This window comes from Bacillus sp. UNC437CL72CviS29, from assembly GCF_000482345.1.
Taxonomy (GTDB): domain Bacteria; phylum Bacillota; class Bacilli; order Bacillales; family Bacillaceae_G; genus Bacillus_A; species Bacillus_A arachidis.
On the sequence record NZ_AXVB01000022.1, the window covers coordinates 45,167 to 69,133 of the forward strand.

At 35.7% G+C, this 23,967-nt stretch carries 26 protein-coding genes; 21 read left to right on the forward strand and 5 right to left on the reverse strand.

Annotated features, from left to right (window positions below):
- Positions 1-3 precede the first annotated feature (3 nt).
- Positions 4-1,650: a DUF2334 domain-containing protein gene (locus tag M014_RS0116585; RefSeq protein ID WP_026592739.1), complete on the reverse strand. Its 1,647-nt coding sequence runs from the start codon at positions 1,648-1,650 to the stop codon at positions 4-6.
- 284 nt (positions 1,651-1,934) lie between these two features.
- On the opposite strand from M014_RS0116585, the gene M014_RS0116590 reads away from it, so the two are divergent.
- On the forward strand, positions 1,935-2,468 hold the full coding sequence (locus M014_RS0116590) for a transglycosylase SLT domain-containing protein (protein ID WP_026592740.1): 534 nt from the start codon (positions 1,935-1,937) through the stop codon (positions 2,466-2,468).
- Positions 2,469-2,508: 40 nt separating this feature from the next.
- Here M014_RS0116590 and M014_RS0116595 read toward each other — a convergent pair whose 3' ends face one another.
- Positions 2,509-3,282, reverse strand: coding sequence for a DUF4931 domain-containing protein (locus tag M014_RS0116595; RefSeq protein WP_026592741.1), 774 nt, complete (start codon positions 3,280-3,282; stop codon positions 2,509-2,511).
- 164 nt (positions 3,283-3,446) lie between these two features.
- Positions 3,447-3,575 carry a hypothetical protein gene (locus M014_RS0116600; protein WP_026592742.1) on the reverse strand — a complete coding sequence of 43 codons (129 nt, stop codon included), beginning with the start codon at positions 3,573-3,575 and terminating at the stop codon, positions 3,447-3,449.
- Positions 3,576-3,992: 417 nt separating this feature from the next.
- Here M014_RS0116600 and M014_RS29710 point away from each other — a divergent pair, with 417 nt between their 5' ends.
- From M014_RS29710 to M014_RS0116655, 7 genes are all read left to right on the forward strand, one after another.
- Positions 3,993-4,127: an RAxF-45 family protein gene (locus M014_RS29710; protein ID WP_016132219.1), complete on the forward strand. Its 135-nt coding sequence runs from the start codon at positions 3,993-3,995 to the stop codon at positions 4,125-4,127.
- A gap of 124 nt (positions 4,128-4,251) precedes the next feature.
- Positions 4,252-6,126, forward strand: a complete 1,875-nt coding sequence (abc-f, locus tag M014_RS0116625) for a ribosomal protection-like ABC-F family protein (protein ID WP_026592744.1) — start codon at positions 4,252-4,254, stop codon at positions 6,124-6,126.
- Between the two features lie 172 nt (positions 6,127-6,298).
- On the forward strand, positions 6,299-7,492 hold the full coding sequence (locus M014_RS0116630) for a sensor histidine kinase (RefSeq protein ID WP_026592745.1): 1,194 nt from the start codon (positions 6,299-6,301) through the stop codon (positions 7,490-7,492).
- Positions 7,489-8,151, forward strand: coding sequence for a response regulator (locus tag M014_RS0116635; protein WP_026592746.1), 663 nt, complete (start codon positions 7,489-7,491; stop codon positions 8,149-8,151). Before M014_RS0116630 ends, M014_RS0116635 begins: the two co-directional genes overlap by 4 nt.
- 139 nt (positions 8,152-8,290) lie before the next feature.
- Positions 8,291-9,223, forward strand: a complete 933-nt coding sequence (locus M014_RS0116645) for an ABC transporter ATP-binding protein (RefSeq protein ID WP_026592747.1) — start codon at positions 8,291-8,293, stop codon at positions 9,221-9,223.
- Positions 9,224-9,238: 15 nt separating this feature from the next.
- Positions 9,239-10,435, forward strand: a complete 1,197-nt coding sequence (locus M014_RS0116650; RefSeq protein ID WP_026592748.1) for an ABC transporter permease — start codon at positions 9,239-9,241, stop codon at positions 10,433-10,435.
- Positions 10,436-10,446: 11 nt separating this feature from the next.
- The gene (locus tag M014_RS0116655; RefSeq protein WP_026592749.1) at positions 10,447-11,592 is read left to right on the forward strand and encodes an ABC transporter permease; all 1,146 of its coding nucleotides are present in this window, start codon (positions 10,447-10,449) and stop codon (positions 11,590-11,592) included.
- 16 nt (positions 11,593-11,608) lie between these two features.
- Here M014_RS0116655 and M014_RS0116660 read toward each other — a convergent pair whose 3' ends face one another.
- Positions 11,609-11,806, reverse strand: coding sequence for a hypothetical protein (locus M014_RS0116660; protein ID WP_026592750.1), 198 nt, complete (start codon positions 11,804-11,806; stop codon positions 11,609-11,611).
- Positions 11,807-12,242: 436 nt separating this feature from the next.
- On the opposite strand from M014_RS0116660, the gene M014_RS0116665 reads away from it, so the two are divergent.
- The 5 genes from M014_RS0116665 (at position 12,243) to M014_RS0116685 (ending at position 17,919) form a co-directional block, all read left to right on the forward strand.
- Entirely contained in the window at positions 12,243-13,970 is a 1,728-nt protein-coding gene (locus M014_RS0116665; protein ID WP_026592751.1) for an ABC transporter substrate-binding protein, read from the forward strand.
- A 109-nt stretch (positions 13,971-14,079) separates the two neighbouring features.
- Complete coding sequence (locus tag M014_RS0116670; RefSeq protein WP_026592752.1) at positions 14,080-15,036, forward strand: ABC transporter permease; 957 nt, start codon at positions 14,080-14,082, stop codon at positions 15,034-15,036.
- A gap of 12 nt (positions 15,037-15,048) precedes the next feature.
- Positions 15,049-15,966, forward strand: coding sequence for an oligopeptide ABC transporter permease (opp4C, locus tag M014_RS0116675; protein WP_026592753.1), 918 nt, complete (start codon positions 15,049-15,051; stop codon positions 15,964-15,966).
- Positions 15,967-15,976: 10 nt separating this feature from the next.
- A complete protein-coding gene (locus M014_RS0116680; RefSeq protein ID WP_026592754.1) occupies positions 15,977-16,954 on the forward strand; it encodes an ABC transporter ATP-binding protein in 978 nt (325 codons plus the stop codon).
- Complete coding sequence (locus M014_RS0116685; RefSeq protein ID WP_026592755.1) at positions 16,954-17,919, forward strand: ABC transporter ATP-binding protein; 966 nt, start codon at positions 16,954-16,956, stop codon at positions 17,917-17,919. The genes M014_RS0116680 and M014_RS0116685 overlap by 1 nt, the downstream gene beginning before the upstream one ends.
- Positions 17,920-17,957: 38 nt before the next feature.
- Here the strand turns inward: M014_RS0116685 and M014_RS0116690 are convergent, their stop codons facing one another.
- Positions 17,958-18,830 carry a Cof-type HAD-IIB family hydrolase gene (locus M014_RS0116690; protein WP_026592756.1) on the reverse strand — a complete coding sequence of 291 codons (873 nt, stop codon included), beginning with the start codon at positions 18,828-18,830 and terminating at the stop codon, positions 17,958-17,960.
- Between the two features lie 75 nt (positions 18,831-18,905).
- Here M014_RS0116690 and M014_RS0116695 point away from each other — a divergent pair, with 75 nt between their 5' ends.
- The 8 genes from M014_RS0116695 to M014_RS0116730 all read left to right on the forward strand — a co-directional run bounded on the left by M014_RS0116695 (position 18,906) and on the right by M014_RS0116730 (position 23,678).
- Positions 18,906-19,082: a hypothetical protein gene (locus tag M014_RS0116695; protein WP_155924338.1), complete on the forward strand. Its 177-nt coding sequence runs from the start codon at positions 18,906-18,908 to the stop codon at positions 19,080-19,082.
- A 301-nt stretch (positions 19,083-19,383) separates the two neighbouring features.
- Positions 19,384-19,494, forward strand: coding sequence for a DUF3948 family protein (locus tag M014_RS0116700; RefSeq protein ID WP_026592758.1), 111 nt, complete (start codon positions 19,384-19,386; stop codon positions 19,492-19,494).
- Between the two features lie 77 nt (positions 19,495-19,571).
- Entirely contained in the window at positions 19,572-19,682 is a 111-nt protein-coding gene (locus tag M014_RS0116705; RefSeq protein ID WP_026592759.1) for a DUF3948 family protein, read from the forward strand.
- A gap of 76 nt (positions 19,683-19,758) precedes the next feature.
- Complete coding sequence (locus tag M014_RS0116710) at positions 19,759-19,869, forward strand: DUF3948 family protein (RefSeq protein WP_026592760.1); 111 nt, start codon at positions 19,759-19,761, stop codon at positions 19,867-19,869.
- A gap of 38 nt (positions 19,870-19,907) precedes the next feature.
- On the forward strand, positions 19,908-20,021 hold the full coding sequence (locus tag M014_RS0116715) for a DUF3948 family protein (protein WP_035415253.1): 114 nt from the start codon (positions 19,908-19,910) through the stop codon (positions 20,019-20,021).
- 364 nt (positions 20,022-20,385) lie between these two features.
- Positions 20,386-21,504, forward strand: a complete 1,119-nt coding sequence (gene hppD / locus M014_RS0116720; protein WP_026592762.1) for a 4-hydroxyphenylpyruvate dioxygenase — start codon at positions 20,386-20,388, stop codon at positions 21,502-21,504.
- Between the two features lie 79 nt (positions 21,505-21,583).
- Positions 21,584-22,540 carry a fumarylacetoacetate hydrolase family protein gene (locus M014_RS0116725; protein WP_026592763.1) on the forward strand — a complete coding sequence of 319 codons (957 nt, stop codon included), beginning with the start codon at positions 21,584-21,586 and terminating at the stop codon, positions 22,538-22,540.
- Complete coding sequence (locus tag M014_RS0116730) at positions 22,506-23,678, forward strand: homogentisate 1,2-dioxygenase (RefSeq protein ID WP_026592764.1); 1,173 nt, start codon at positions 22,506-22,508, stop codon at positions 23,676-23,678. The genes M014_RS0116725 and M014_RS0116730 overlap by 35 nt, the downstream gene beginning before the upstream one ends.
- Positions 23,679-23,967: the final 289 nt, after the last annotated feature.

The window sequence follows — 23,967 nt, forward strand, 5'->3', positions numbered from 1 at the left end:
GTTCTAGGATTCAAGTTGTTTTGCACGTTGTATTAATAAAAGAAATACAATCAAGAAAACTCCAAGGATGAGAAAAAAGCCATACTTTTGTAGGGTGTTCATCGTGTTGCTTAAGGAAAAAGGCTTATCAATCTCGATCCCATCTTTATTAGAAGTAATGTGGATATCCCTCGTCTTCACTTTATTCGATTCTGTTTGTAAATCAATCCATTCTATATTTGGAATACTTTCTAATTCACTTAATAGTTCTTTGAAAGGTTTAATCCCTAAGTATGGATGATAGAAGGCACCGATTATCCCATCTGATAGCTTTGTAAATGATAATGCACGTTCCTTCATTTCAGTAGAAGCATGAGTGTTTCCCTCTTCTATAAAACCGACTGTTTCAGGAAGCAACTTCATTCCATGCAAAAATGATGGTGTACTTGTAAAGGCTGGTGAGTGCATAGTTTTCCATGTTGTATCACCTAATTGTAATTGCCCTATATAAGTTGAAAAGTAACGTGATAATATTTCGTATCCTTTTTGTGATATTGCATAGTGCGGTGCTTCAAAAGCGAGTGGGTATAATTTAGCTGCTGTGAGTTCTTCAATTCCTTTTTCAATATGTTCTGTTATATATGTTTCTTCGAATTTTTTACCGTTTTCTATGTATTCGTTATAAGAAGCATCTGATTCAAAATCCTGTCTCGTTTTCAATTGTTCATGATTGGGATAAAGGATAGGTTGATCCGTTTTTACATCCCAAAATTCAAAACCCTCACCCGTTTCACTATCATAAAATTGATGGGTATAGCCATGTATCACAATAGAGCCACCGTTGTCCTGCATAAAACGTAATACGTCTATTAATTCTGGTTTATCTTGTAAATGGATTATTTTTCCTGTATCTGGATCTGTGTAGACTGGGATAACAGTGAGCATATAGGGGATTTTTTTTCCCTTTAATAACTCGGCAATCTCTTTTAATTGTTTTATATCTGATGCCGGATGAATATCTTCTAAGCGTAAATAAGCTCTATGTTTATTTGTTTCAGGACTTTGCTGAAAATAAGAAAAGAGCATTTCACCAACATAATGAGATGTCCAATCAAAAAGCTGAGATGTCGCTACATAATAGGATTGATTTTGTTTCACGATAAAGGGATATGTCCCGTTTGAGCTTAGCGCATATGCAAGAGGTTTTTCGGTTGTATCAAGTTGTCTAATTAATCGTTCCTCATGTAATTTATTTTTAAGTTGATGTGTTGGGTACGTTATAGTGTTAATTCCTATATCTTCTTTTTTTAATGTAATAAAAGAAAAACGATTAGGTAATTGTTCTATGTTTTGACCAAGAAATAGTACAGGCCCTGAAAAGCTCTCTAGAAATTGTTTCGTTTCAGCAGAGATTTGCTCTTTTTTTTCGCCCACGTAAATCACATGCGTATAAGAAGGGGTAGTAACTTCATTTGCTTTTTTTGAATTTTTTATGGTTATATCATTTGTAAAATGGCCTATTAAAGTATTTAAAATCTGTATATCATTTGTAATTTGTCCGTTTTCTGCGCTGTATAAAACCAATACTTTTGGTTTTTTTGTTGTTTGAGCAGAGGTATGGATAGGAATGAGTAGTAAAGTAGTGAGAAAAAGTAATAACTTTCTTTTCATGTAGATAGTCTCCTATTCTTTGTGTGGAATTCAATTTACAATTATATATAAAGGAAAAGATGGAATCCATTTGAAATGGATATTGGAAAACATTACATATAGAAAAGATGGGAAGGAATGTTACATTTTTTATAAAGTTTCATAATTTGTTTTTCAGAAAACCAGTCTAAAGCATGATATGAAGGCGGATGATTGTTTGGTATGATTTAAGAGTAATAGAATGCAGGTGATTGTAAGGAAAGGCTGAAAGGGGACAAATTTCAGCATAGAAAGAGGTAGAGGTAGTGAAAAAATTCTTTGTAGGGTTTTTAGTTGTTCTTGGGGTGTATTTGTATTTTCAAGGAGAGTCTGAAGGAATGGAAAGATTCATGAATCAAACAAGTTATGTTGATTCAGAGGAAGTAAAACAAATGAAGCAAATTATTACTGAAGAAGCAAAGAAAGTAAATCTGCCAGAATGGATACCTCTTACAATTGCCGAGCATGAAAGTCGTTTCAACCCACGGAGTGTTGGAGACAATGGCACTTCTTTTGGATTGTTTCAGTTACATAGAGGTGGGGGGCTTGCTCCTGATAACTTAACGGACGAGCAGTTGAAAGATCCACGGACAAATGCCCAAATTGCAATGCCTCATTTAATGAAAGGGTATAAAAGAGGTGTACAAAAAGGACTGACAGACCTTGAATTACTAAAATATATAGCAAATACGTCCGGTTGGCCTGGCAATCTAGGGACTGAGTGGACGGATCAAAATATGAAGTATAACGTTGGGCTAGAGGACGTGTACTATCGAAATAAAGGGACAATGAAGGAGTAGGTGCAAAACACCTACTCTGTTTTTTTATGAAGAAAGTTCATTATTCTTTATCTGTATGTATAAAATATCGTTCAAGTTGCTCTTTTACATCTTCTAATTTGGTAGAAACCTGTGGAATTTTGTAACCGACATATAATGGTGAAACAACAAAACGAGGAACCACTTTACAAATAATCTTTCCGGAAAGATGATAGAAGAATAAGTTATAGCTGCTACATCCTTTATGAAAATCTGCTAGTATGTAACGCACAGTTTGCTGAATATAATGTGCCATCATATCGATTGCTTTTATGTCTTCAATGATAATGTTAAACTCGGTGAAACCAATAATTGGTCGTGTAGAGATATTAAGTTCAATTTGGTCGTCTTTTCTTACAGTCACGCCTTGAAAGTTTTCAGGTGCTATGTTTTCCTGGTAGTCTACATATTTCATTCCGATGATTTGCATATGCGCATGATGCAAACTTCCACCTGAAAATGGACCATGATTTTTATACAAAATAACAGATGTAAATTTATTGCTATTTTCTAACGCTAGCCAATGTTTAATAGAGAAGCGAATTAACTTTCTCATGTGTTCGGATGTGTAGGTCGCAATATGATCATCACAATTATCCGTTTCGATAAGAACTGTCTGGAACGTATCTTTCAGTGTTGGAAATTTATTTTTTAACCAGATGATAGAGCTGTCTGTTTCTAAAAGATCAGTAAGGTTTTCCGTATCGCAAAAAGGACAAGCTGTATTTTTATTACGGATGCTTTCCGGTTTTTGCTTGCCGATATCATTTAAAAAATAAAGTTGTTGTGTATCCATTCGTATATGCCCCTTTGAAAGTATATGTAAAATTCCCGTCTACTATATTCGTGAAAAGAAAGGAGAAATCCTTTATAGTGAGAAAATGAGAAGGAAGGGGCCACAACTTTTAATAGAAAAAACAAAAGACCAAATATCCTAATTATATGAGGGTATCTGGTCTTTTATTTTTTCTGTAATAATGTGTATGGATAATATAGCGTATTTTCATTCTGTTTCTTTTTTCTATTTTTCAGTGTGTGTAAGGCAAAGATTGTACCTACAATTGTAAAGATGGCTTTCTTCATATTCATTTCCCCTTTCTATTGTTCATTTAATTCTTGGCTAACTGCTTTGGCGTCAATTAAAGCATGTAGAATCATTTTTACCATGTTCATCATTTTCATTCACTCCTTTTTATAGTAGGTTTAGTTCTTTTACAACTGCTTGTCCATTTACTAATACCTCGAAGATTGCTTTTACGATATCTTTTATCATGATTAATTCCTCCCGTTATCTGTCTCTTGTTTACATCTTTATTGTATAAGGAGGAGTCATTTCGTACTATCGCTTTCCATTACGTGAACATAACAGTTTTGTAAGATTGGATGTAATTTGTTGAAATGTTTAGTCTATCTTCATTATTTTCAGAAAAATGACTATTCAAACATCAAATGGGAAAGTATAATAAAGAAGTAAGTATTAAATTCCGTACGAAAGGAGTGAATGAGATGAAACGTTCTTTAGCTGCGCGCGCAAAATTTTTAGATTTTATCTATTTTTGTCGTGCGATTTTTCATGATGTGATTGCTAACGGGATACGTATGCCCTTTTTTAGTAATTGCATAGTAGCTATTGAACGATAGAAATCTCTTCACCCATTTTATAAGACGTGTGAAAAGGGGGCTATTTTGCTTCCTTTTTCTATGCCAAAAACCATGGGGAAAGTTTCTTTCCTCATGGTTTTTTACGTTGAAAGGAGTATGGAAAATGACAATCTGTAATGTAAATAATGTAACGAAATCTTTTGGTGGAAACATCATATTTGAAAATATATCGCTTGAAATAAAGAGTGGCGAACGAATTGGATTAGTTGGACGAAATGGTAGTGGAAAGACAACGATTTTTCAGTTGTTAACAGGAATTGAGGGCGTAGATGCTGGTGTAATTCATATGAAGAAAGGAACTCGTATTGGTCACGTAGCACAAATTCCGAAGTTTGATGATGAAATAACTGTATATGATGTATTAAGCTCTGCCTTTGTAAAAGAGAAAGAACTAGAGATAGAAATGCGTAGTTTAGAGAAACGTATGGCAGAGGAACAGGATTCAACAGATTTAGAAAGGTTAATGGAGAAGTATGGGGCAATACAAGAGCAATTTTCGTTTTTAGGCGGTTATGAAATAGAGGCAAATATTATGAAGGTAGCAAATGGTTTACAAGTAACGGAGCTATTTTCTCGAGTTTTCACTGAGTTGAGCGGTGGGGAGCAAACGAAAGTAAGTCTTGCTTATATGCTATTACAGAAACCGGACTTACTCCTGTTAGATGAGCCGACAAACCATTTAGATTTATTTGCGGTAGAGTGGCTTGAACAATTTTTGAAAGAGTATACGGGAACAGTTGTGATCATTTCGCATGATCGTTATTTTTTAGATGAAGTTGTTACGAAAATTTTTGATTTAGAAGATGGAGAACTTCATGTGTATCAAACCAATTACTCGCAGTTTGTGAAGGAAAAGGAAGAAAGGCTACTGCAAGAATTTCAATCTTATCAGGAACAACAAAAGAAGATAAAGAAAATGAAAGAAGCAATTAAACGCTTAAGAGAATGGGCGAATCAAGCTAATCCGCCGAATGAAGGATTGCATAAACGTGCTAGAAATATGGAGCGCGCGTTAGAACGGATGGAAAAATTGAAGAAGCCAATTTTAGAAAGAAAGCAGATGGGACTTCAGTTTGAAGGGCAAGAGAGAAGTGGAAAAGATGTTGTTGTAATGAAAGAAGTTAGTAAAGGTTTTGCTAATCGTACCTTATTCCAGAAAGCAAATTTACATGTTCGTTTTCAAGAGCGAGCAGCTATTGTTGGGCGCAATGGTACAGGGAAAACAACATTATTAAAGCTATTGTTAGAGGAAATGAGACCGGATGCTGGCGAGGTTCGAATTGGTAGTGGTGTGAAGATCGGTTATTTATCGCAGCATGCATATGAGAACGTGAAATATAATGTATTGGAAGCATTTAGGGAGCATGTAGTTGTAACAGAAGGAGAAGCTCGCCATATATTAGCTCGCTTTTTATTTTATGGTCCAGCTGTTTTTAAAAAGGTTAATCAGCTTAGCGGTGGTGAAAGAATGAGATTACGGTTGGCACAGCTTATGTATCAAGATGTAAACTTCCTTGTGTTAGATGAGCCGACAAACCATCTTGATATTGAATCAAGGGAAGTGCTAGAAGAAGCTCTCGAACAATATAATGGAACAGTCCTTGCTGTTTCACACGATCGTTACTTTTTAAATAAATTGTTTGAGAAAACATATTGGATTGATGAGCACACATTGTTTGAATTTGTTGGGAATTATGCTTGGGCACGTCAGAAATGGGCAGAAAGAATAGAGAAAAAAGAAGTGAAACGACAAGAGGTTCCAAAAATAAAGGTGATGAATGTAAAGAAGAAAGAAGCGAGTAGTGTAGAAGAAATTGAAGATAAGCTAATATATATAGAAGAAGATATATATATGCTGGAGTGTGCAATGGAAGAAACAAGCAATGTTGAAATACTCGAACAGTTATATAAAGAAAAAAAGGAAAAAGAACGATTACGGGCGGAATTATATAATCGATTGGATAGTGTGATGGAATAGATAAAAGGAAAACAAGTCATCCCTGTAGAATATGCGAGGGTGGCTTGTTTTGTATGACTACCCTTTAGCTTAAAATGAAAATAGTATAATTTTCTTGCAGTTATATTATGAAAACACTTTTCAAAATGTTGGTGTGACTGAAAGAATATTTCAAAAATGCGAGGAGAATTTTATGTTAGGATACGCACGTATCATTACAATTGTTATGATTTGCATGGTATATATAACTCATGTTTCACGTGAAACAGAAAATTTACAAATCTTTGTTGGAATTGCGTGTTTAATTTATGTTATAAATCACATTTTACTGATCAAACCACATCAAGGGAGAAGGGGAGAATTTTATGTATTCCTTTCAAACGGGGTAGTTACAGCACTATTAGGTTTCTTATTTCCTGAGACATGTTTATATTTAATTATATTTGGGATTGATGCCGTAGGTGTGTTTATTCATAACTGGCGGAAAGTAGTTGTATATTTTTTTATTGTTTTTTTCTTTGTTTGTTGGTTTGCTATTTTACTATATACGTATCAACATACTGGAAAGATAGAAGTGGATAGTAATGCTATTAATTTTATGTTCGTTGTCTTCAGTGCTTTAGCCGGGAACCTAATTAAAAAGCTGACAGTGGCCCATCAAACCGTCGATGATCAATACGAAAAATTGACATTATCACACAAGGCTTTAAAAGAAGCACATGAACAGCTACAGCTATATGCGAAGGAAGTGGAAGAATTAACCGCAGTACGGGAAAGGAACGATATTGCCCGAGAAATTCATGATACAGTTGGTCATAATATGACAGCTTTACTTGTTCAGTTACAACTTGCGGAAGCCTTATGGAAGCAAAAATCGGATGTTACAGAAGAAGTTTTACATACATGTTATGAATTAGCTAGAAAATCCCTGCAAGAAGTAAGGGCGTCAGTCCGTGCACTGAAGGAAGAAAAGGATTTAGGAAACATCATAGAAGGTATGAAGGGGATGCTACATGATTTTTCAAAGGTAACAAAAGTACAAGTAGCTTTTCATTTACAAGGAGATCCAATTATCATTCCGTTGTCATTACAGCCTACCTTGTTGCGTATTATGCAAGAGTCATTAACGAATGCAAAACGCCATGGAAAAGCTAGTTTATGTGAAGTGAAGTTATCTTGCCTGGATGAGAAAGTGGTATTATCAATCTCTGATAATGGCATCGGTGTAAATGAAGTGAGTCCTGGTTTTGGATTAATGAATATGAAAGAACGTGTAGAGGAACATGGCGGCATGATTCGATTTGAGAGCGAAAAGGAAAAGGGATTTCGATTAAAGATTGAGTTCCCACTGAAGGAAAAGATATGGATAGTAGGAGGAACAAGATGATTCGTATTATGATCGTTGATGATCAGTCACTTATTCGTGATGGTTTAGCAATGCTATTAAATTTACGTCCAGAACTTGAAGTGGTAGGAACAGCTAGTGATGGAGATGAAGTGGTTGACAAGGTAGAAAAATTACAACCTGAAATTATTTTGATGGATATTCGAATGCCTCGTATCAATGGTGTCGAAGGGACTCGTTTAATAAGGAAAAGGTTTCCTGACATGAAGGTTCTTATGTTAACGACATTTAATGATAGTGAACTTATTTTTGAAGCTTTGGAACAAGGAGCAAGCGGTTATTTATTAAAAGACATGGAGACAGGTGCAATAGTTCAGGCAATATTGACAGTCTATGGAGGAGGGGCTGTTCTTCCGCAGGATACAACAGCTCAAATTGTGAAGGAATTAAAAAGAACAAAAACAATGGATATATCAGAGGAAAATCAGCCGAAGCAAATGGAACAACTAACAGGGCGCGAAGTAGATGTATTAAGGGAGCTTGGATTTGGATTGAGCAATAAAGAAATTGCTAAAAAATTGTTCATTACAGAGGGGACTGTAAAAAATCATGTTTCTAATTTAATTAGTAAGCTAGAGCTGAGGGATCGGACACAAGCCGCTATATATGCGGTGAGATATGGTATTACAACATACACATGACTTTTGGCATAGAGAAGAATCAAAAAGTAGCAGATTACGCTACTTTTTTTATTTTGTATTTCTATCTTAAGGATGATGGAAGAAAGAGGATGTTTTTTTACAATGAGATTGAAGATGAATGTAAAGGGGCTGAATCGACATGTTAGTCGTAGATCATATTACAAAATCGTTTGGGAAGAAAGAAGTTGTAAAGAATGTATCTTTTGAAGTGAAGAAGGGGGAAACGTTTGGTTTGCTTGGCCCAAACGGTGCAGGGAAATCAACGACAATATCAATGATTTGTGGGCTGATTCCATATGATGGTGGCGACATCAAAGTTGGAGGGAAGTCCGTAAAAGAATATCCATTAGATGCGAAAAGGAAGATTGGTATTGTTCCGCAAGATATTGCCTTATACCCTACACTTTCAGCCAAAGAAAATTTAATCTTTTGGGGAAAAATGTATGGTTTAAGTGGGGCGATTGCGAAGAAACGAGCTGATGAGGTATTAGTATATGTTGGTTTACAAGATCGAGCAAAAGAAAAAATTGAAACATTTTCAGGTGGAATGAAACGCCGGATTAATATAGGTGTGGCACTTATGCACGAACCAGAGTTATTAATTATGGATGAGCCGACGGTTGGGATTGATCCACAATCACGGAACCATATTCTAGAAACGGTAAAAGGATTAAATGAGAAAGGTATGACGGTCATTTATACGAGCCATTACATGGAAGAAGTGGAGTATTTATGTGAACGAATTGCTATTGTTGACCATGGAAAGGTGATTGCATTAGGAACGAAAATGGAGCTATGTAATCGTCTTGCTGATGGCTTTATGGTGAAGTTACAACTGAATCGTTATAAAGAGGAGCTGCTGCAGAAAATAAAAGAAATACCAACTGTAGAACGGATTGTCATCGAAGAGGATACAAATACGTTTGATATTGGACTACAGAATGGAGAAGCTGTCGGTACAGTTGTTTCGGTAGTTGTAGAAAATCATGTGCAAATTTTAAAGCTTGAAGTGCAAGAACCAAATTTAGAGGCTCTCTTTTTACAGTTAACAGGGCGTTCACTTCGTGATTAAGGAGGTTAGGAACTCATGAAAAGTTTTATTGTTGCATGGAAAGATTTAAAAATTCGTTTAATAGACCGACGTGGATTTATGATGATGTTACTTATGCCACTTCTATTAACGGCTATTTTAGGATCAGCACTAAGTAACACATTCGATAGTGGAGGATTACCTAGAACAGTAATTGGTTATTATCAAGAAGGAACAGATGAGTTTGCAGATATATTTCAAAAAGATGTATTGCAGTCAAAGGAAATAAAAGATGATGTAAAGATAGAAGTCGTAACCTCACAAAAAGAGTTAGAGGATATGATAAGAGAGCAGAAAATTGATGTTGGAATTATGATTTCGAATGGGTGGAGTGAACATATACAACACGGAAAATTAAAAGAAGCAAAATTAATTACAGATCCATCAAAAGATATACAAGCAAAAATAGCTGAAACGTTTATCCGTTCTTTCTCAGAGCGTGTGCAAACAGTTGCAGTTTCTACTGAGACCGTCGTAACAGATCTAGCAAAATCACGGCCGGAGAATATTGAACAGTTTGCAAAACAGGTAAGCGCTAATCTACAAACAGTAGCGACTTCAAATATAGAGGGAATTGAAAAAGGAACAGTCGGCCCAAAAACAGTTGCTGCGATGCAATATTATGCTGCGGCAATGTTAGTCATGTTTTTATTATTTAACATAACAGTTGGAGCAAAATCTATTATAACAGAGCAGCGAACGGAAACATTAGCAAGGCTATTAAGTACACCGACAAGTTCATTTGCCATTCTCATAGGGAAGTTTTTTGGAACGTTATTGTTCGCATACCTTCAATTTGAGGTATTTGTAGTTGCTACTCATTATGCTTTTGATGTGAATTGGGGAGAAGATATCTCCCAGGTTACCGTAGTCGGAATTTCTTATGGGATCTGCGTAGCAGGTTTATCTATGCTCATCGCAGCATTTATTCGTGAGGAAAAAACAGCGGATTTAATGGGGGGAATCGGAATTCAGTTGTTAGCCATACTAGGAGGATCTATGTTACCAATCTATACATTTCCAGATATCCTGCAAACCATTGCTAATATCGCTCCAAATAAATGGGCGCTTACAAGTTTTTTAAATATCATGTCGGGTACATCGTGGTATACGTTATTTCCAGTTATCTTAAGTTTATCTAGTGTGGGTATTATATCCGTTATCATCGGAACTTTCCGTTTGCGTATGAGATAGGGGGAGAAATCATGAAAAAAATTTGGGCGCTTTGCTGGCTAGAGTTAAAACAAATCTTAATTAAGCCACAAAGCTATATGCTTATGTTCGGAATGCCTATTATTTTTACAATTATTTTTGGAGGGCTTTTAGGGGAGAGTGGAAATACGAAAGTGAATATTAGTTTAGTAGATCAAGATGGATCTATATTATCTAACTCCTATTATAAAGAAATAAAGAAAAGTGATTTAATTTCTATAGAGAAGGTAACGTATGAAGAAGCAAAACAGAAAATTGAAAAGAAGAAGTCCTCAGGTATTGTGACAATTCCAAAAGATTTTCAAAAGAGTATGGCAGCCGGGAAAATAGAGAAGGTTAAATTTCAATCGAGCGCTGATTTTACCGGGGGAGCATCTGTAGAACAGATATTACAAAGTGCAATAAAAAAGATGGAAATAGAAGTAGCGGCAGCAAGAGATTCAGAGCAAATAGGGGGGATGTCTTGGGAGAAGGTGTATGAAACGATTCATACAAAGGTAGAACCGGTTTCACTTCAAAAAGAATCCATTGCACTAGGGGAGAAAAAAATGAATAACGTAACAGGGCGGGCTGCAGGATTTTCTATTCTTTTTGTAATGATTGTAATGCTAAGTGCAACAGGAACAATTTTAAAAGCAAGACAACTGGGCGTTTGGTATCGTCTATTAGGAACGCCTGTTTCAAAGGCTCAAATACTAGGAGGATATATACTTTCTTTCTTTTTAATCGGATGGATTCAATTTGGTACTTTAATGGTATTAACGAATGTCCTGTTCGGTGTACAGTGGGGAAATTTATTAGGGACGATCATACTTGTTTCGGTATTATTACTAGCAGTCATTGGTTTAGCTTTATTCTTAGCCAGTATTGTGAAGACAACGGATCAGCAGTCAGCTTCAGGTAATCTCGTTGTTGTTTCAACTTGTATGATTAGTGGGTTGTATTGGCCTATTGAAATTGAACCTGAATGGATGCAAAAAGTAGCAAACTTTGTTCCACAAACTTGGGCAATGCGCGGGTTTACCGAATTGATTGCAAGAGGAGGAACGTTAGCAGATATAGCAGGATATGTTGGTATACTTATGCTATTTGCTGGTGTATTCTTCATAGTTGGTTTAACAAGAATACGTTATGATTGAAAAAAGAAAGCAGAGTTTACAGCTTCGAACGCTGAACTCTGCTTTCTTTTTGTGTATCGTCTTCTCCTATAGAAATGCTAATTGCAATTCCGAGCATAAAGAGAAATGCTAAAAAGAGGACGAACTTTGGGAAGAACGGAAACAGTAGCAATGCCCCGACTATCATGAATGTCAAAGCAACATAGTGCAAGACATATAGGAATAGTTTGTCCATATTTTCGCCCCCTTTTTGGTAATTTGTTATTAGCCTATGCCTGTCGATGGAATAATAGACTGATTTTTAAACAGTTTCTTTCGTGCGTATAAAATGAATAATTGACAGGGTAAAGGGGGCTACTACTTCGTTATATAGGTAGAAAATATATGGTATATTATTAAATTTACCCAAATTAAAGATTTAACAACATTTTCGTGAAGGTTATTGAAATATTTAGTGTAGAAAGAATTGACAAAATATTATGAAGGGTATAATCTAATAACCATAAAGTCTACCGGAAAAGTTGGAATAAAGATGTTACCCCTCATAAATATCTATTTTTTTGTATTTAAAACCGACTTTTCCGATGTGTTATAAAATGTTGCTGTGGGAGGTATACATAAGGCAAGCAGTTCATAAAGTGTAATTATTAAAAAAAGTTAGGGTGGGGACAATGAAGAAAAAGACAAAAAAATGGGCTGGTGTATTTTCAGTATTACTGAGTAGTTCGCTTGTGTTATCTGCTTGTGGGGGACAGGAGGATAAGGCTTCAACGGAACCAGCAAAACAACAGGATGTAAAAGATTTAAAGATAGAGAAGGTTACAGCGACAGATAAGTCGAAAAATCCTGAGAAAGCGAAGCAGAGAAAAAATACACTTATTGTAGGAATTTCAAAGCCTGGTGGTGTGTTCTTACCATATTTCCAAGAGAATGGTTGGGACGGTAACGTAACATCAGTTATATTTGCGTCTCTTGTATCAACAGATAAACAAGGGAAGCCAGTTCCAGAGCTTGCAGAGAAATGGGATGTATCTTCTGATCAATTAAAGTACACGTTCCACTTACGAAAAAATTTAAAATTTAGTGATGGTTCACCGTTAACAGCAGATGATGTGGCATTTACATTAACATTGCTACATGATAAGGCTTATGAGGGTGGTACAGATATTTTACAATATGCAATTAAAGGCGGAAAAAATTATAAAGAAGGAAAAGCTACGTCTATTGAAGGAATTAAAGTAGTTAATCCACAAACAATTGAAATTACGACAGAAAAAGTAAACTCACAAGCATTAGTAAGCTTGGGGGGACCTGTCTTATCTAAGGATTATTATGGAAAAGATTATAAGCAAAATACAAGCTTAAACTATTTAAAAGATTTATATGGTAAACCAATTGCGGCAGGGCCTTATAAATTTGAAAAGTATGTCCCAGGTCAAGAAGTACGATTTGTGGCAAATGAACATTATTATGCTGGTAAACCAAAAGTTAAAAACTTTATTTATAAAATTACAACACCAGACACGAATTTCCAGCTATTCCAAACAGGAGAAACCGACTATGATGGGTTTGCTGCTAATAATGACAACATTGAACAATTAAAGAGCTTAGGCTTTGCTAACTTCAATATTGAAACAGTGAGCTCATACTCATTCGTTTACCTTAATAATAAGAAGCCATATTTAAAAGACAAAAAAGTACGACAAGCGCTTATTTACGGATTAGATCGTAAAAAATATGTAGATACATACTTCCAAGGGAATGCTTCTGTTGCGAATATACCGATTTCACCGACATCATGGGCATATGATGATAAGGGTATAAATCAATATGAGTACAATTTAGAGAAAGCGAAAAAATTGTTAGATGAAGCTGGTTGGAAAGTTGGATCTGATGGCATTCGTGAAAAAGATGGACAGAAATTAAAGTTGAGTTATTATGCGGCAAGTGGAAGAAAGCAAGAAGAGGTATTTATACCAATTGCGAAAGAGAATTATAAGGCGTTAGGTGTGGAGTTTAATCCGGAAATCATGGACTTTAATACACTTGTTTCGAAGCTTAAAAAGTTTGATTATGATTTAGCAGCTGTTGCGACACCTATTATTTCTGATCCGAGTGAAACTGTAGATGAGTTTGAATCTACGCATCCAGATAACTCGGCTGGTTATAGTAATCCCAAAGTAGATGAATTAATTAAAAAAGGTATTGAAACGGTAGATATTGAAAAAAGAAAACCTATTTATAAAGAATTATATAAAGAATTAAGCGATGATCCCCCTGTCATTTTATTAAATTACCGTAAAAGCATTTCAGCACACAATTCACGTGTAAAAGGAATTAATCCAGAAAAATACGATAGCATTAGTTCAAACTTACCTGTTTTATCTATTGAACAATAGGGATAAGTAATTAATGAATAGAAGACGTTTTTTCATACAGTTGTTAGTTCTTGCTGTTTTGAAAAAATGTTCTTCTATTTTTAAGTAAATATGATTGGGGAGACAAAAGGTGAAAACATATATCATTCGTAGGTTTTTACAAATGATTCCTACATTGCTTGGTACATCTATTATTATCTTTTTCTTATTTGCCCTCCTGCCAGGCGATTATGTTGATTCGAATCCAAAGTTAACACCAGAACGCGCACAGGAATTAAGAGAATTGTATGGATTAAATAAACCTATTCTAGAAAGATACTTTCATTGGTTAGGTAATGCACTACATGGTGATTTTGGTTTTTCGTTGCAATATCAAGAACCTGTCACATCATTGCTTAATAAATTTATTTGGAATACCTTCATTGTTGCTGCTGCAGCTTTATTTTTTACTTGGATTATTGCACTTATTGTTGGGGTTGTTTCAGCAACAAAGCAACATTCATGGTTTGACGCACTGGTAACAATCGGTGTTTTTGCAGCGATGTCATTTCCATCATTCTTTATCGGTCTATTTTTAATTAAAGTATTTGCTGTTGATCTTCATGTATTACCGATTGGTGGGATGATTAATATAGGAAGTAATTCGACAGGTTTTACGTACATATTGGAAGTACTTAGGCACATGATTTTGCCAGTGTTTATTTTAACACTCCTTGGTGTCGGCTCATTGACTCGTTATTTTAGAACGGGAATGCTTGAAGTTGTAAGACAAGATTATATCCGAACTGCTCGGGCAAAAGGGTTGAAAGAAAGAGTCGTTATTTATAAACATGCACTAAAAAATGCGATTTTACCAGCAATCACATTGCTTGCATTTGAATTACCAGGATTGTTCTCTGGTGCAATTATTATTGAACAAATTTTTAATTGGCCAGGAATTGGGACCATTCAATTAGAAGCGTTGAGTTTTCGAGATTATACAGTATTAATGGCATTTACAATGTTTCTCTCTTGCCTAACAATTATCGCAAACTTTTTAGCGGACATCGTTTATGCGATTGTCGATCCGCGTATTCGATTAAAGTAAGGGGGGAGAAAGATGGAGACTATTGTAACAGTAAAGAAGAAAAATAAGAAAAAAGGAAATGTAACTTCACCATGGCGACAGGCATTTACTAGAATTAAGAAAAATAAATTAGCGCTATTTGGATTTTATATTTTGATTTTTATGTTTGTATTTTGTTTTATCGGGCCATTTTTTTCACCATATGTTTCTGGAACAATTCAAGTAACACAAATTAATAAGCCACCAAGTTTTTCTCATTGGCTTGGTACAGATCCGCTTGGAAGAGATATTTTAACACGATTGATGCAGGCGGGAAGAATTTCATTAACAATTGGTTTAGCTTCGATGGTACTATCTGTCATACTTGGCGCGTTATTAGGGGCTATATCTGGTTTTTATCGTGGTGTTGTAGATCATATTATTATGCGTATTGCGGATGTGTTAATGTCTATTCCAGGATTGCCATTACTTATCATTATGGGTGCTATTTTATCAGAATGGAAACTTCCATCTGAATATCGACTTTATGTTGTTATGATTATGCTAAGTTTGATTGGATGGCCGGGGCTTGCACGCTTAGTGCGAGGGCAAATTTTAACACTTCGGGAACAATCATTTATGCAAGCTGCTGATGTATTAGGATTAAAGGATTATCGAAAGATTTTACATCATTTAATTCCGAATGTATTCCCTTTATTAATTGTTGTGGCAACGTTAGGCGTAGCGGGAGCTATTTTAAGTGAATCTGCATTAAGTTATCTAGGCCTTGGGGTTGTTCCACCAACACCATCATGGGGAAATATGATTAGTGCGGCAAACTCATTAATTGATTTCCAAAAACGTCCATGGTTATGGATTCCGCCCGGTTTTGCGATTTTTATAACAGTTGTATCAATTAACTTACTTGGTGATGCACTTCGTGATGCATTGGATCCAAAGATGAAGCGGTAGGTGAGGAAGCGTGAGTAGAGCAGTAGTAGAGTTAAAGGATTTACAAACCCACTTTCATACGGAGGAAGGTACAGTAAAAGCTGTGAATCATGTTAGCTTTTCTGTACGAGAAGGTGAAACGGTTTGTGTAGTGGGGGAATCAGGATGCGGAAAAAGTGTAACGGCTTTATCTATTATGGGACTCATTGCTGAATCTGGAGGTATTGTTGGTGGTGATATCCTTTATGAAGGCAAAAGTCTTTTAGGAATGAAAGAGCAGGAACTTCGCAGTTTAAGAGGAAATGAGATTGCGATGATTTTCCAGGAACCGATGACATCTCTTAATCCAGTATTTACTGTTGGAGAACAAATTGTAGAAACGTTAAGGGAACATGAATTGCTTAGTAAAAATGAGGCGTATAAAAAAGCAATTGAATTGATTCGTAAGGTCGGTATTGCACGTGCCGATGAAATTGTGCATTCATATCCACACGAGTTAAGTGGTGGAATGTTGCAACGGATTATGATTGCGATTGCACTGAGTTGTAATCCTAAACTATTAATTGCTGACGAGCCTACAACGGCTCTTGATGTTACAATCCAAGCACAAATATTAGATTTACTGAGACAGGTAAAAGAAGAATTTAAAACATCGATTTTATTAATTACACATGATTTAGGTGTTGTAGCAGAAATGGCAGATTATGTTGTAGTTATGTACGGTGGTAAAGTAATTGAAGAAGCGCCTGTGCTAGAGTTATTTCAAAATCCTAAACATCCATATACAAAAGGTCTACTAAAATCAAAACCAGTAATGGGAAAGCGAACAGATAAACTTTATTCTATCCCAGGGCAAGTTCCAAACTTAGTTGGCTTAGGGGAATTTTGCTACTTTAGTGGTCGCTGTGAACATTGCATGGAAATATGCAAAAATGAAGCACCCGGTCTTTTGATACATGAAGATCATCATAAAGTAGCTTGCTGGTTATATGAGGAGCGTGCTGAGTAATGAGTGAACCATTATTAGAGGTAAAGAATTTAAAAACGTATTTTCCAATTAAAGGTGGCATATTTAGTAGAACAATTGGGCATGTAAAAGCAGTAGATGGGGTAAGCTTCACTATTAATAAGGGTGAAGTGTTTGGACTAGTAGGTGAATCGGGAAGTGGAAAGACGACGATTGGGAAAACTATCCTGCGCCTTGTTCAAAAAACAGAGGGCGAAGTAAAATTTAAAGGGCAAGATGTTCACGTGTTATCAAAAGAGGAATTGCGAAAGCATCGTCCTAATATGCAACTTGTATTCCAAGATCCATTTAGTTCATTGAATCCACGAATGAGAATTGGAGAAGCACTTGGTGAACCAATGTTAGCACATGGTTTAGCTACGAAAGAGAATGTTCGTGAAAAAGTGCTAGAAGTACTAGAGTTATGTGGTTTAGCACCATATCATATTGATCGTTATCCGCATGAATTCTCTGGGGGACAACGTCAGCGTATCGTCATTGCAAGAGCGATGGTACTAAATCCAGAATTTATTGTTGCTGATGAACCTGTTGCAGCGTTAGATGTATCTATTCAAGCACAAATTATAAACTTGTTTAGTGAATTACAAGAAAAAAAGGGTTTATCCTATTTATTTATTTCACATGATTTAAGTGTTGTCGAACACTTATGTACAACAATTGGGATTATGTATTTAGGGACCATCGTGGAAACAGCCAATCGTGATGAATTGTTTGCAAATCCGCTTCATCCATATACGAAGGCGTTGTTATCAGCTGTACCAATTCCCGATCCAACTGTTAAGCGTGAAAGAATTATTCTTCAAGGAGATATTCCAAGTCCAGTAAATCCACCATCAGGCTGTCGTTTTCATACACGCTGCCCGTTTGTAACAGATATTTGTAAGCAGGCAGTGCCGGAATTCCGTGATGTTGGAGAAGGACATCTTGTTGCCTGTCATCATGTGTAAAAAAAGGGCTCTTCCAAATACGGAAGAGTCCTTTTCTCTTATTTACTTGCTGATGGCTGTTTTAGTACATACTGCTCAATTGCATGTGCAACACCATGCTCATCATTTGTTAATGTAACAACATCACATAATCTCTTTACATCTTCTTCAGCATTCCCCATCGCAACCGATAAGCCGGCTACTTCTAACATTGGTACATCGTTAAAGTTGTCCCCAATGGCAATGGTATCTTGAGGTGGAATATTGAAATAAGATGCCATTTCTTGTAATCCATTTCCTTTATGACCATGTTTGTCCATAATTTCTAAATTCGTCGGAGCTGATGCTGTAACCATAATTTCTTTATCTTCTTGTAAAGATTGCAGTAATTGTGAGCGATGCTCTGCATCAAACGTCAAAATAAAGAATTTCGATATTTCTAATTCGGGATTATTTACGACGTCTTCGATCTTTTGAAAATCGGTAATTAATTTCGATTTTTTTTGCTTCTCTGTAATCCGTTCAAGTTCTTCAATTGTAACATCCAGCGTATGTTTATTTTTTTCGAATGCATGCATTACTTGTTCTTTCCAATTATCAGGAGAATAAACGCCTTTATTTGTGTACAGCTTATATGGAAAACCTTCAGATTCTAGTAATTTAGCAAGCTTGTATACTTTATCATTTTGTAAACAACGTGCGTTAATTACTTTTCCATCAACGTAAACAATTGCTCCATTGCTTGCTCCAACTGGAAGTGATAATTGGTACTCTTCCAATAGTTTTAAGGCATCTTCTTTTGCACGACCAGAACAAATCATGACAACATGACCGGCTGCTTTAGCATCAAGAATAGCTTGTAAATTTTCTTTGGAGATTTCAAGGTTAGATGATAATAGTGTACCATCCATATCTAGTGCGATTAATTTCAAACTGACCACCTCTTTGCTTTTATTATACATAGTTATCTTGAGGAAACATATAAACTTATCTTGGGCTTTATGGAAATGTTAATGAAACAAATCTTTAAAACGATTTCGAAAGGGTATGATGAGATAGAAAAAATGGAAGAGCGTTCATTCTTGCAAATTATGAAGAAGATAGATATTCCGTTGGATAAGATCTCAAATAGTGTAGAAAGAGAATATAAGGATGATATTTTTGTAACAAAAAGTAGTAGATGAGATACTCCATACTTTTGTTGCTACGTTTATTGCGTTTTGTAACTCAAATATTACATTAATGTTACAAACGTGTGCGTGTTAGAAAACGCCATACAAAGGGATTTATAAATGTTTTTTGATCGTATCGTAAAAAAAATGTAATAAATTTTATGTATTTATATTGCAGTATGAAAAAAGTTATGTTACATTAATGTTACAAACGTTACACGAATTAATTTAATGTAACGTTAAGATAAAAACTATGAATTAATCATTTCTTAGAAATTACATATAAATACCGATTGATAAGGAGAGAGTAACCATGAAAAACGAACAAGTATTACAAGTAACAAAAATGGATTTATTAGGATCAGCAGGTGGAGCAGCAGTATTAACAGCATTGATCGTACTTCTTTCTAACGTTTTAGTATAATAGAAACTTTGTACAAGCAGTAGAACGGATTATTGTATCAAATAAAAAAGTTGTGAACGGAAGGGAGAATGAAAAGCATGGAAAACAAAGAAGTATTACACGTAACAAAAATGGATTTATTAGGATCAGCGAGTGGAGCAGCAGTATTAACAGCATTGATCGTATTTCTTGCTAATGCATTAGTATAATAGAGGTTTTGTACAGAGAGTGGAATAAGTATTACAACAGGAAAAATAGTTGTGAATTGAAGGGAGAATAAGAGAAATGGAAAATAAAGAAGTATTAAAACTAACAAAAATGGATTTATTAGGATCAGCGAGTGGAGCAGCAGTATTAACAGCATTGATCGTATTTCTTTCAAGTGCATTAGTATAATAGAATAGTATAAAGAGTTACAAAAAGCTGAAAGGAGAATGAGGAGTATGGAACAGGTATTACAAGTAACAAAGATGGATTTATTAGGGGCAGCAGGTGGAGCAGCAGTATTAACAGCGCTTATTGTATTCCTTGCAAATGTATTAGTATGATAGGTATAGATAAGAGGGAATTCTCATATATTATTCGTACCATTATTCAAAAAAAATAAAGACTCTAACATATTATAGGTAGTTAATATGTTAGGGTCTTTTTTGTATTCTAATCGTTTTTTATTTGTTCTAGATCCACATCAGTAAATTATATCCTTATATGCATGGATTCCCTGTTATCTTAAAGAGAAAAAAGTCGAATTTTATATGGAAGAAAAAAGAGGTATTTAACAGAAAAGATAGAAAATTTTAAAAGTTAGAAATTTGTTAGCTTGCTAACTATTTTTTAAGTGGTATTTGGAAGCGCTTTCGATTAGTTCTCAGTATGTAACATTCAATTTATTTACAGGGGGATGAGGAATTTATGAAACAAAAATCTATGGATACGTTAGCTGCACAAATGGAAGATTTCTTTCCGGTACGTGATGTTGATCATTTAGAATTTTATGTGGGAAATGCAAAGCAATCAAGCTATTACCTTGCGAGAGCGTTCGGATTTAAAATTGTTGCTTATTCTGGATTAGAAACAGGAAACCGTGAAAAGGTTTCTTATGTTCTTGTGCAAAAAAACATGCGTTTTGTTGTGTCTGGGACTTTAAATAGTGATAGCCGTATTGCGGAATTTGTAAAGATCCATGGTGATGGAGTAAAAGATGTAGCTTTACTCGTTGATGATGTTGAAAAGGCCTATTCAGAGGCTGTAAAACGAGGTGCTGTTGCGATTGCTCCACCGGAAGAATTAACGGATGAACATGGGACATTAAAAAAGGCGGTTATCGGTACGTATGGTGATACAATCCATACCCTTGTGGAGCGTAAAAATTATAAAGGTAAATTTATGCCTGGTTATGAAGAAGTTGAATTTAATATTCCGAGTGAAGAAACAGGATTAATCGCTGTAGACCACGTTGTCGGCAACGTTGAAAAAATGGAAGAGTGGGTTAGCTATTACGAAAACGTTATGGGCTTTAAACAAATGATTCATTTTGATGACGATGATATTAGCACAGAGTATTCCGCATTAATGTCAAAAGTTATGACAAATGGAAGTCGTATTAAGTTTCCAATTAATGAACCGGCAGATGGAAAGCGAAAATCACAAATTCAGGAGTACTTAGAGTTTTATAATGGTGCGGGTGTACAGCATCTTGCGTTATTAACAAATGATATTGTGAAAACAGTTGAAGCGCTTCGTTCAAACGGAGTGGAGTTTTTGGATACACCAGATACGTATTACGAAGAGTTAACGGCGCGTGTTGGGAAAATCGATGAAGAAATTGACAAGTTAAAAGAGCTTAAGATTCTTGTAGATCGTGATGATGAAGGCTACTTACTACAAATTTTCACAAAGCCAATTGTAGATCGCCCAACATTATTTGTCGAAATTATTCAGCGTAAAGGTTCTCGTGGATTTGGCGAAGGAAACTTTAAAGCATTATTTGAATCCATTGAAAGAGAACAAGAGCGACGTGGAAATCTATAAAATTTTTTACTGATCAGTGGGAGCTATGTCTCCCACTGATTCAAGTTGTACTTTATATGAACAGTAAGGAGGGAAAGTGATGAAATTTATTACATTTCGTCTTCCTTCAGAGGGAATGCGTGCTGGTTGGCTTGAAGGTGACAAAGTAATTGATATGAATATAGCAAGTAATGGCACTCTTCCTTCATCTATGCTCGCTTTTTTAGAGAAAGCGGATGAGTATGCAGAAATAGTGCGTGGTATTCGAGAACCAACAAGTGGTGTGTACTCACTGGAAGATGTGGAGCTTTGTGCAGCCATTCCAAATCCAGGTAGTATTCGTGACTTTTATGCGTTTGAACAACATGTCAAAACGGCTCGTGGGCGTCGTGGTTTAGATGTCGTTCCAGAGTGGTATGATATTCCTGTTTTTTATTTTACAAATCACCGTGCCGTTATTGGGCCGGAAGCTTCTGTTTCTTGCCCGAAACAATCCCAAAAGCTTGATTACGAATTAGAAATTGCTTGTGTGATTGGGAAAGAAGGAAGAAATATTTCACGTGAACAAGCAGAAGAATATATTTTCGGTTATTGTATTATGAATGACTGGAGTGCAAGAGATTTGCAAGCCGAGGAGATGAAAGTAGGACTCGGTCCAGCAAAAGGAAAGGACTTCGCTACTTCATTAGGAGCTTATCTTGTTACAAAAGAGGAATTAGATGTTTATCGCACTGGTGAACGTTATAACTTAGAAATGACTGCTCATGTGAACGGAGAACTTTTGTCTAAAGGGAATTTCCGAGACATTTACTATACGTTTGCAGAAATGATAGAACGTGCTTCAGAGGATGTTACCTTATACCCAGGAGATGTAATCGGTTCTGGCACGGTTGGAACTGGATGTATTTTAGAACTTGGTACAGAAAAGTGGTTACAAGATGGTGACGTTGTAGAACTTACGATCACTGGGCTAGGCACAATGCGTAATACAGTGAAAAAAGAAATGAAAGCAGGTGATGGGCATGTATTATCGTCACATGGGGGAGCTTCCTCATAAGCGACACGTACAATTTCGTAAAGAAGATGGATCACTTTATCGTGAACAGGTGATGGGAACGAAAGGTTTCTCTGGTACACAATCTATTTTGTATCATCATTATATGCCAACAGAAGTAGGGCATGCTGCATTAGCATATTCTTGTCAGTTGCAGTATGAAGAAGACGTAGCGCTCGCCCATCGTCACTTTCGTACGAAAGAAAACAAGAAAACTGGAGATGTGATAAACGGAAGGAATTTTATATTAGGAAATGAAGATTTGTTAATTGGTGTTGTTAACCCAACAGAAAAAATGGATTATTTCTATCGTAATGGTGATGGAGATGAAATGTTATTTGTTCATTATGGAACTGGGAAAATTGAGACGATGTTCGGAACGATTCATTACCGGAAAGGTGATTATGTAACAATCCCAATCGGAACAATTTACCGAGTTATTCCAGATGAGGGAGAGTCTAAGTTTCTTGTTGTAGAAGCAAATAGCCAAATTACAACACCGCGTCGTTATCGTAATGAGTATGGTCAATTGTTAGAACATAGTCCTTTCTGTGAAAGAGATATCAGGGGGCCAGAGAAGTTAGAGACATACGATGAAAAAGGCGAGTTTGTCGTGATGACAAAGTCGAGAGGTTATATGCATAAGCATGTTATGCAGCATCATCCGTTAGATGTTGTCGGTTGGGATGGATATTTATATCCTTGGGTCTTTAATGTAGAAGATTTTGAACCGATTACTGGCCGTGTTCATCAGCCACCGCCAGTCCATCAAACTTTTGAAGGGCATAACTTTGTTATTTGTTCTTTTGTGCCGCGTTTATATGATTACCATCCAGAGGCAATCCCGGCACCGTATTATCATAGTAACGTAAATAGTGATGAAGTTCTTTATTATGTAGAAGGGAACTTTATGAGCAGAAAAGGCGTAGAAGAAGGCTCAATTACACTCCACCCGAGTGGTATTCCACACGGACCGCATCCTGGAAAAACAGAAGCAAGCTTAGGGAAAAAAGAAACAATTGAATTAGCGGTTATGATCGATACATTCCGTCCGCTCCGTATTGTGAAACAAGCACATGCGACGGAAGATGAGAAGTATATGTATAGCTGGATTGAAGAGGGTTCATATAATACGAAATAAAGTGAAACTCTAATCAGTGGGAGTCTATTCCCAGTTGATTATTAGCTCTCACGGGTAGCAATACTGCCCGCAAATGGCTAGATAAGAAGAGGCATACTCATAAAATGAGTTTGCCTCTTTCTTTAGTTGGAATCGACAATTTATAGAATATCAAAAATAATCATAAAAAGATATAGAGATATAGTTATATACAGTATTTACATATTGTTTATTGCTTGTTGATTATATAATTTTCTGTTTATTCCGACAAAGGTATTGACTAAGAAGTGTGTTGTAAGTAAAATAAAAA

Coding starts and splice junctions, on each gene's coding strand:
- M014_RS0116585 (WP_026592739.1), bottom strand. CDS start 1,650: ATGAAAAGAAAGTTATTACTTTTTCTCACTACTTTACTACTCATTCCT.
- M014_RS0116595 (WP_026592741.1), bottom strand. CDS start 3,282: ATGGATACACAACAACTTTATTTTTTAAATGATATCGGCAAGCAAAAA.
- M014_RS0116600 (WP_026592742.1), bottom strand. CDS start 3,575: ATGAATATGAAGAAAGCCATCTTTACAATTGTAGGTACAATCTTTGCC.
- M014_RS29710 (WP_016132219.1), top strand. CDS start 3,993: ATGAAACGTTCTTTAGCTGCGCGCGCAAAATTTTTAGATTTTATCTAT.
- abc-f (WP_026592744.1), top strand. CDS start 4,252: ATGACAATCTGTAATGTAAATAATGTAACGAAATCTTTTGGTGGAAAC.
- M014_RS0116630 (WP_026592745.1), top strand. CDS start 6,299: ATGTTAGGATACGCACGTATCATTACAATTGTTATGATTTGCATGGTA.
- M014_RS0116635 (WP_026592746.1), top strand. CDS start 7,489: ATGATTCGTATTATGATCGTTGATGATCAGTCACTTATTCGTGATGGT.
- M014_RS0116645 (WP_026592747.1), top strand. CDS start 8,291: ATGTTAGTCGTAGATCATATTACAAAATCGTTTGGGAAGAAAGAAGTT.
- M014_RS0116650 (WP_026592748.1), top strand. CDS start 9,239: ATGAAAAGTTTTATTGTTGCATGGAAAGATTTAAAAATTCGTTTAATA.
- M014_RS0116655 (WP_026592749.1), top strand. CDS start 10,447: ATGAAAAAAATTTGGGCGCTTTGCTGGCTAGAGTTAAAACAAATCTTA.
- M014_RS0116660 (WP_026592750.1), bottom strand. CDS start 11,806: ATGGACAAACTATTCCTATATGTCTTGCACTATGTTGCTTTGACATTC.
- M014_RS0116665 (WP_026592751.1), top strand. CDS start 12,243: ATGAAGAAAAAGACAAAAAAATGGGCTGGTGTATTTTCAGTATTACTG.
- opp4C (WP_026592753.1), top strand. CDS start 15,049: ATGGAGACTATTGTAACAGTAAAGAAGAAAAATAAGAAAAAAGGAAAT.
- M014_RS0116685 (WP_026592755.1), top strand. CDS start 16,954: ATGAGTGAACCATTATTAGAGGTAAAGAATTTAAAAACGTATTTTCCA.
- M014_RS0116695 (WP_155924338.1), top strand. CDS start 18,906: ATGTTAATGAAACAAATCTTTAAAACGATTTCGAAAGGGTATGATGAG.
- M014_RS0116700 (WP_026592758.1), top strand. CDS start 19,384: ATGAAAAACGAACAAGTATTACAAGTAACAAAAATGGATTTATTAGGA.
- M014_RS0116705 (WP_026592759.1), top strand. CDS start 19,572: ATGGAAAACAAAGAAGTATTACACGTAACAAAAATGGATTTATTAGGA.
- M014_RS0116710 (WP_026592760.1), top strand. CDS start 19,759: ATGGAAAATAAAGAAGTATTAAAACTAACAAAAATGGATTTATTAGGA.
- M014_RS0116715 (WP_035415253.1), top strand. CDS start 19,908: ATGAGGAGTATGGAACAGGTATTACAAGTAACAAAGATGGATTTATTA.
- hppD (WP_026592762.1), top strand. CDS start 20,386: ATGAAACAAAAATCTATGGATACGTTAGCTGCACAAATGGAAGATTTC.
- M014_RS0116725 (WP_026592763.1), top strand. CDS start 21,584: ATGAAATTTATTACATTTCGTCTTCCTTCAGAGGGAATGCGTGCTGGT.
- M014_RS0116730 (WP_026592764.1), top strand. CDS start 22,506: ATGTATTATCGTCACATGGGGGAGCTTCCTCATAAGCGACACGTACAA.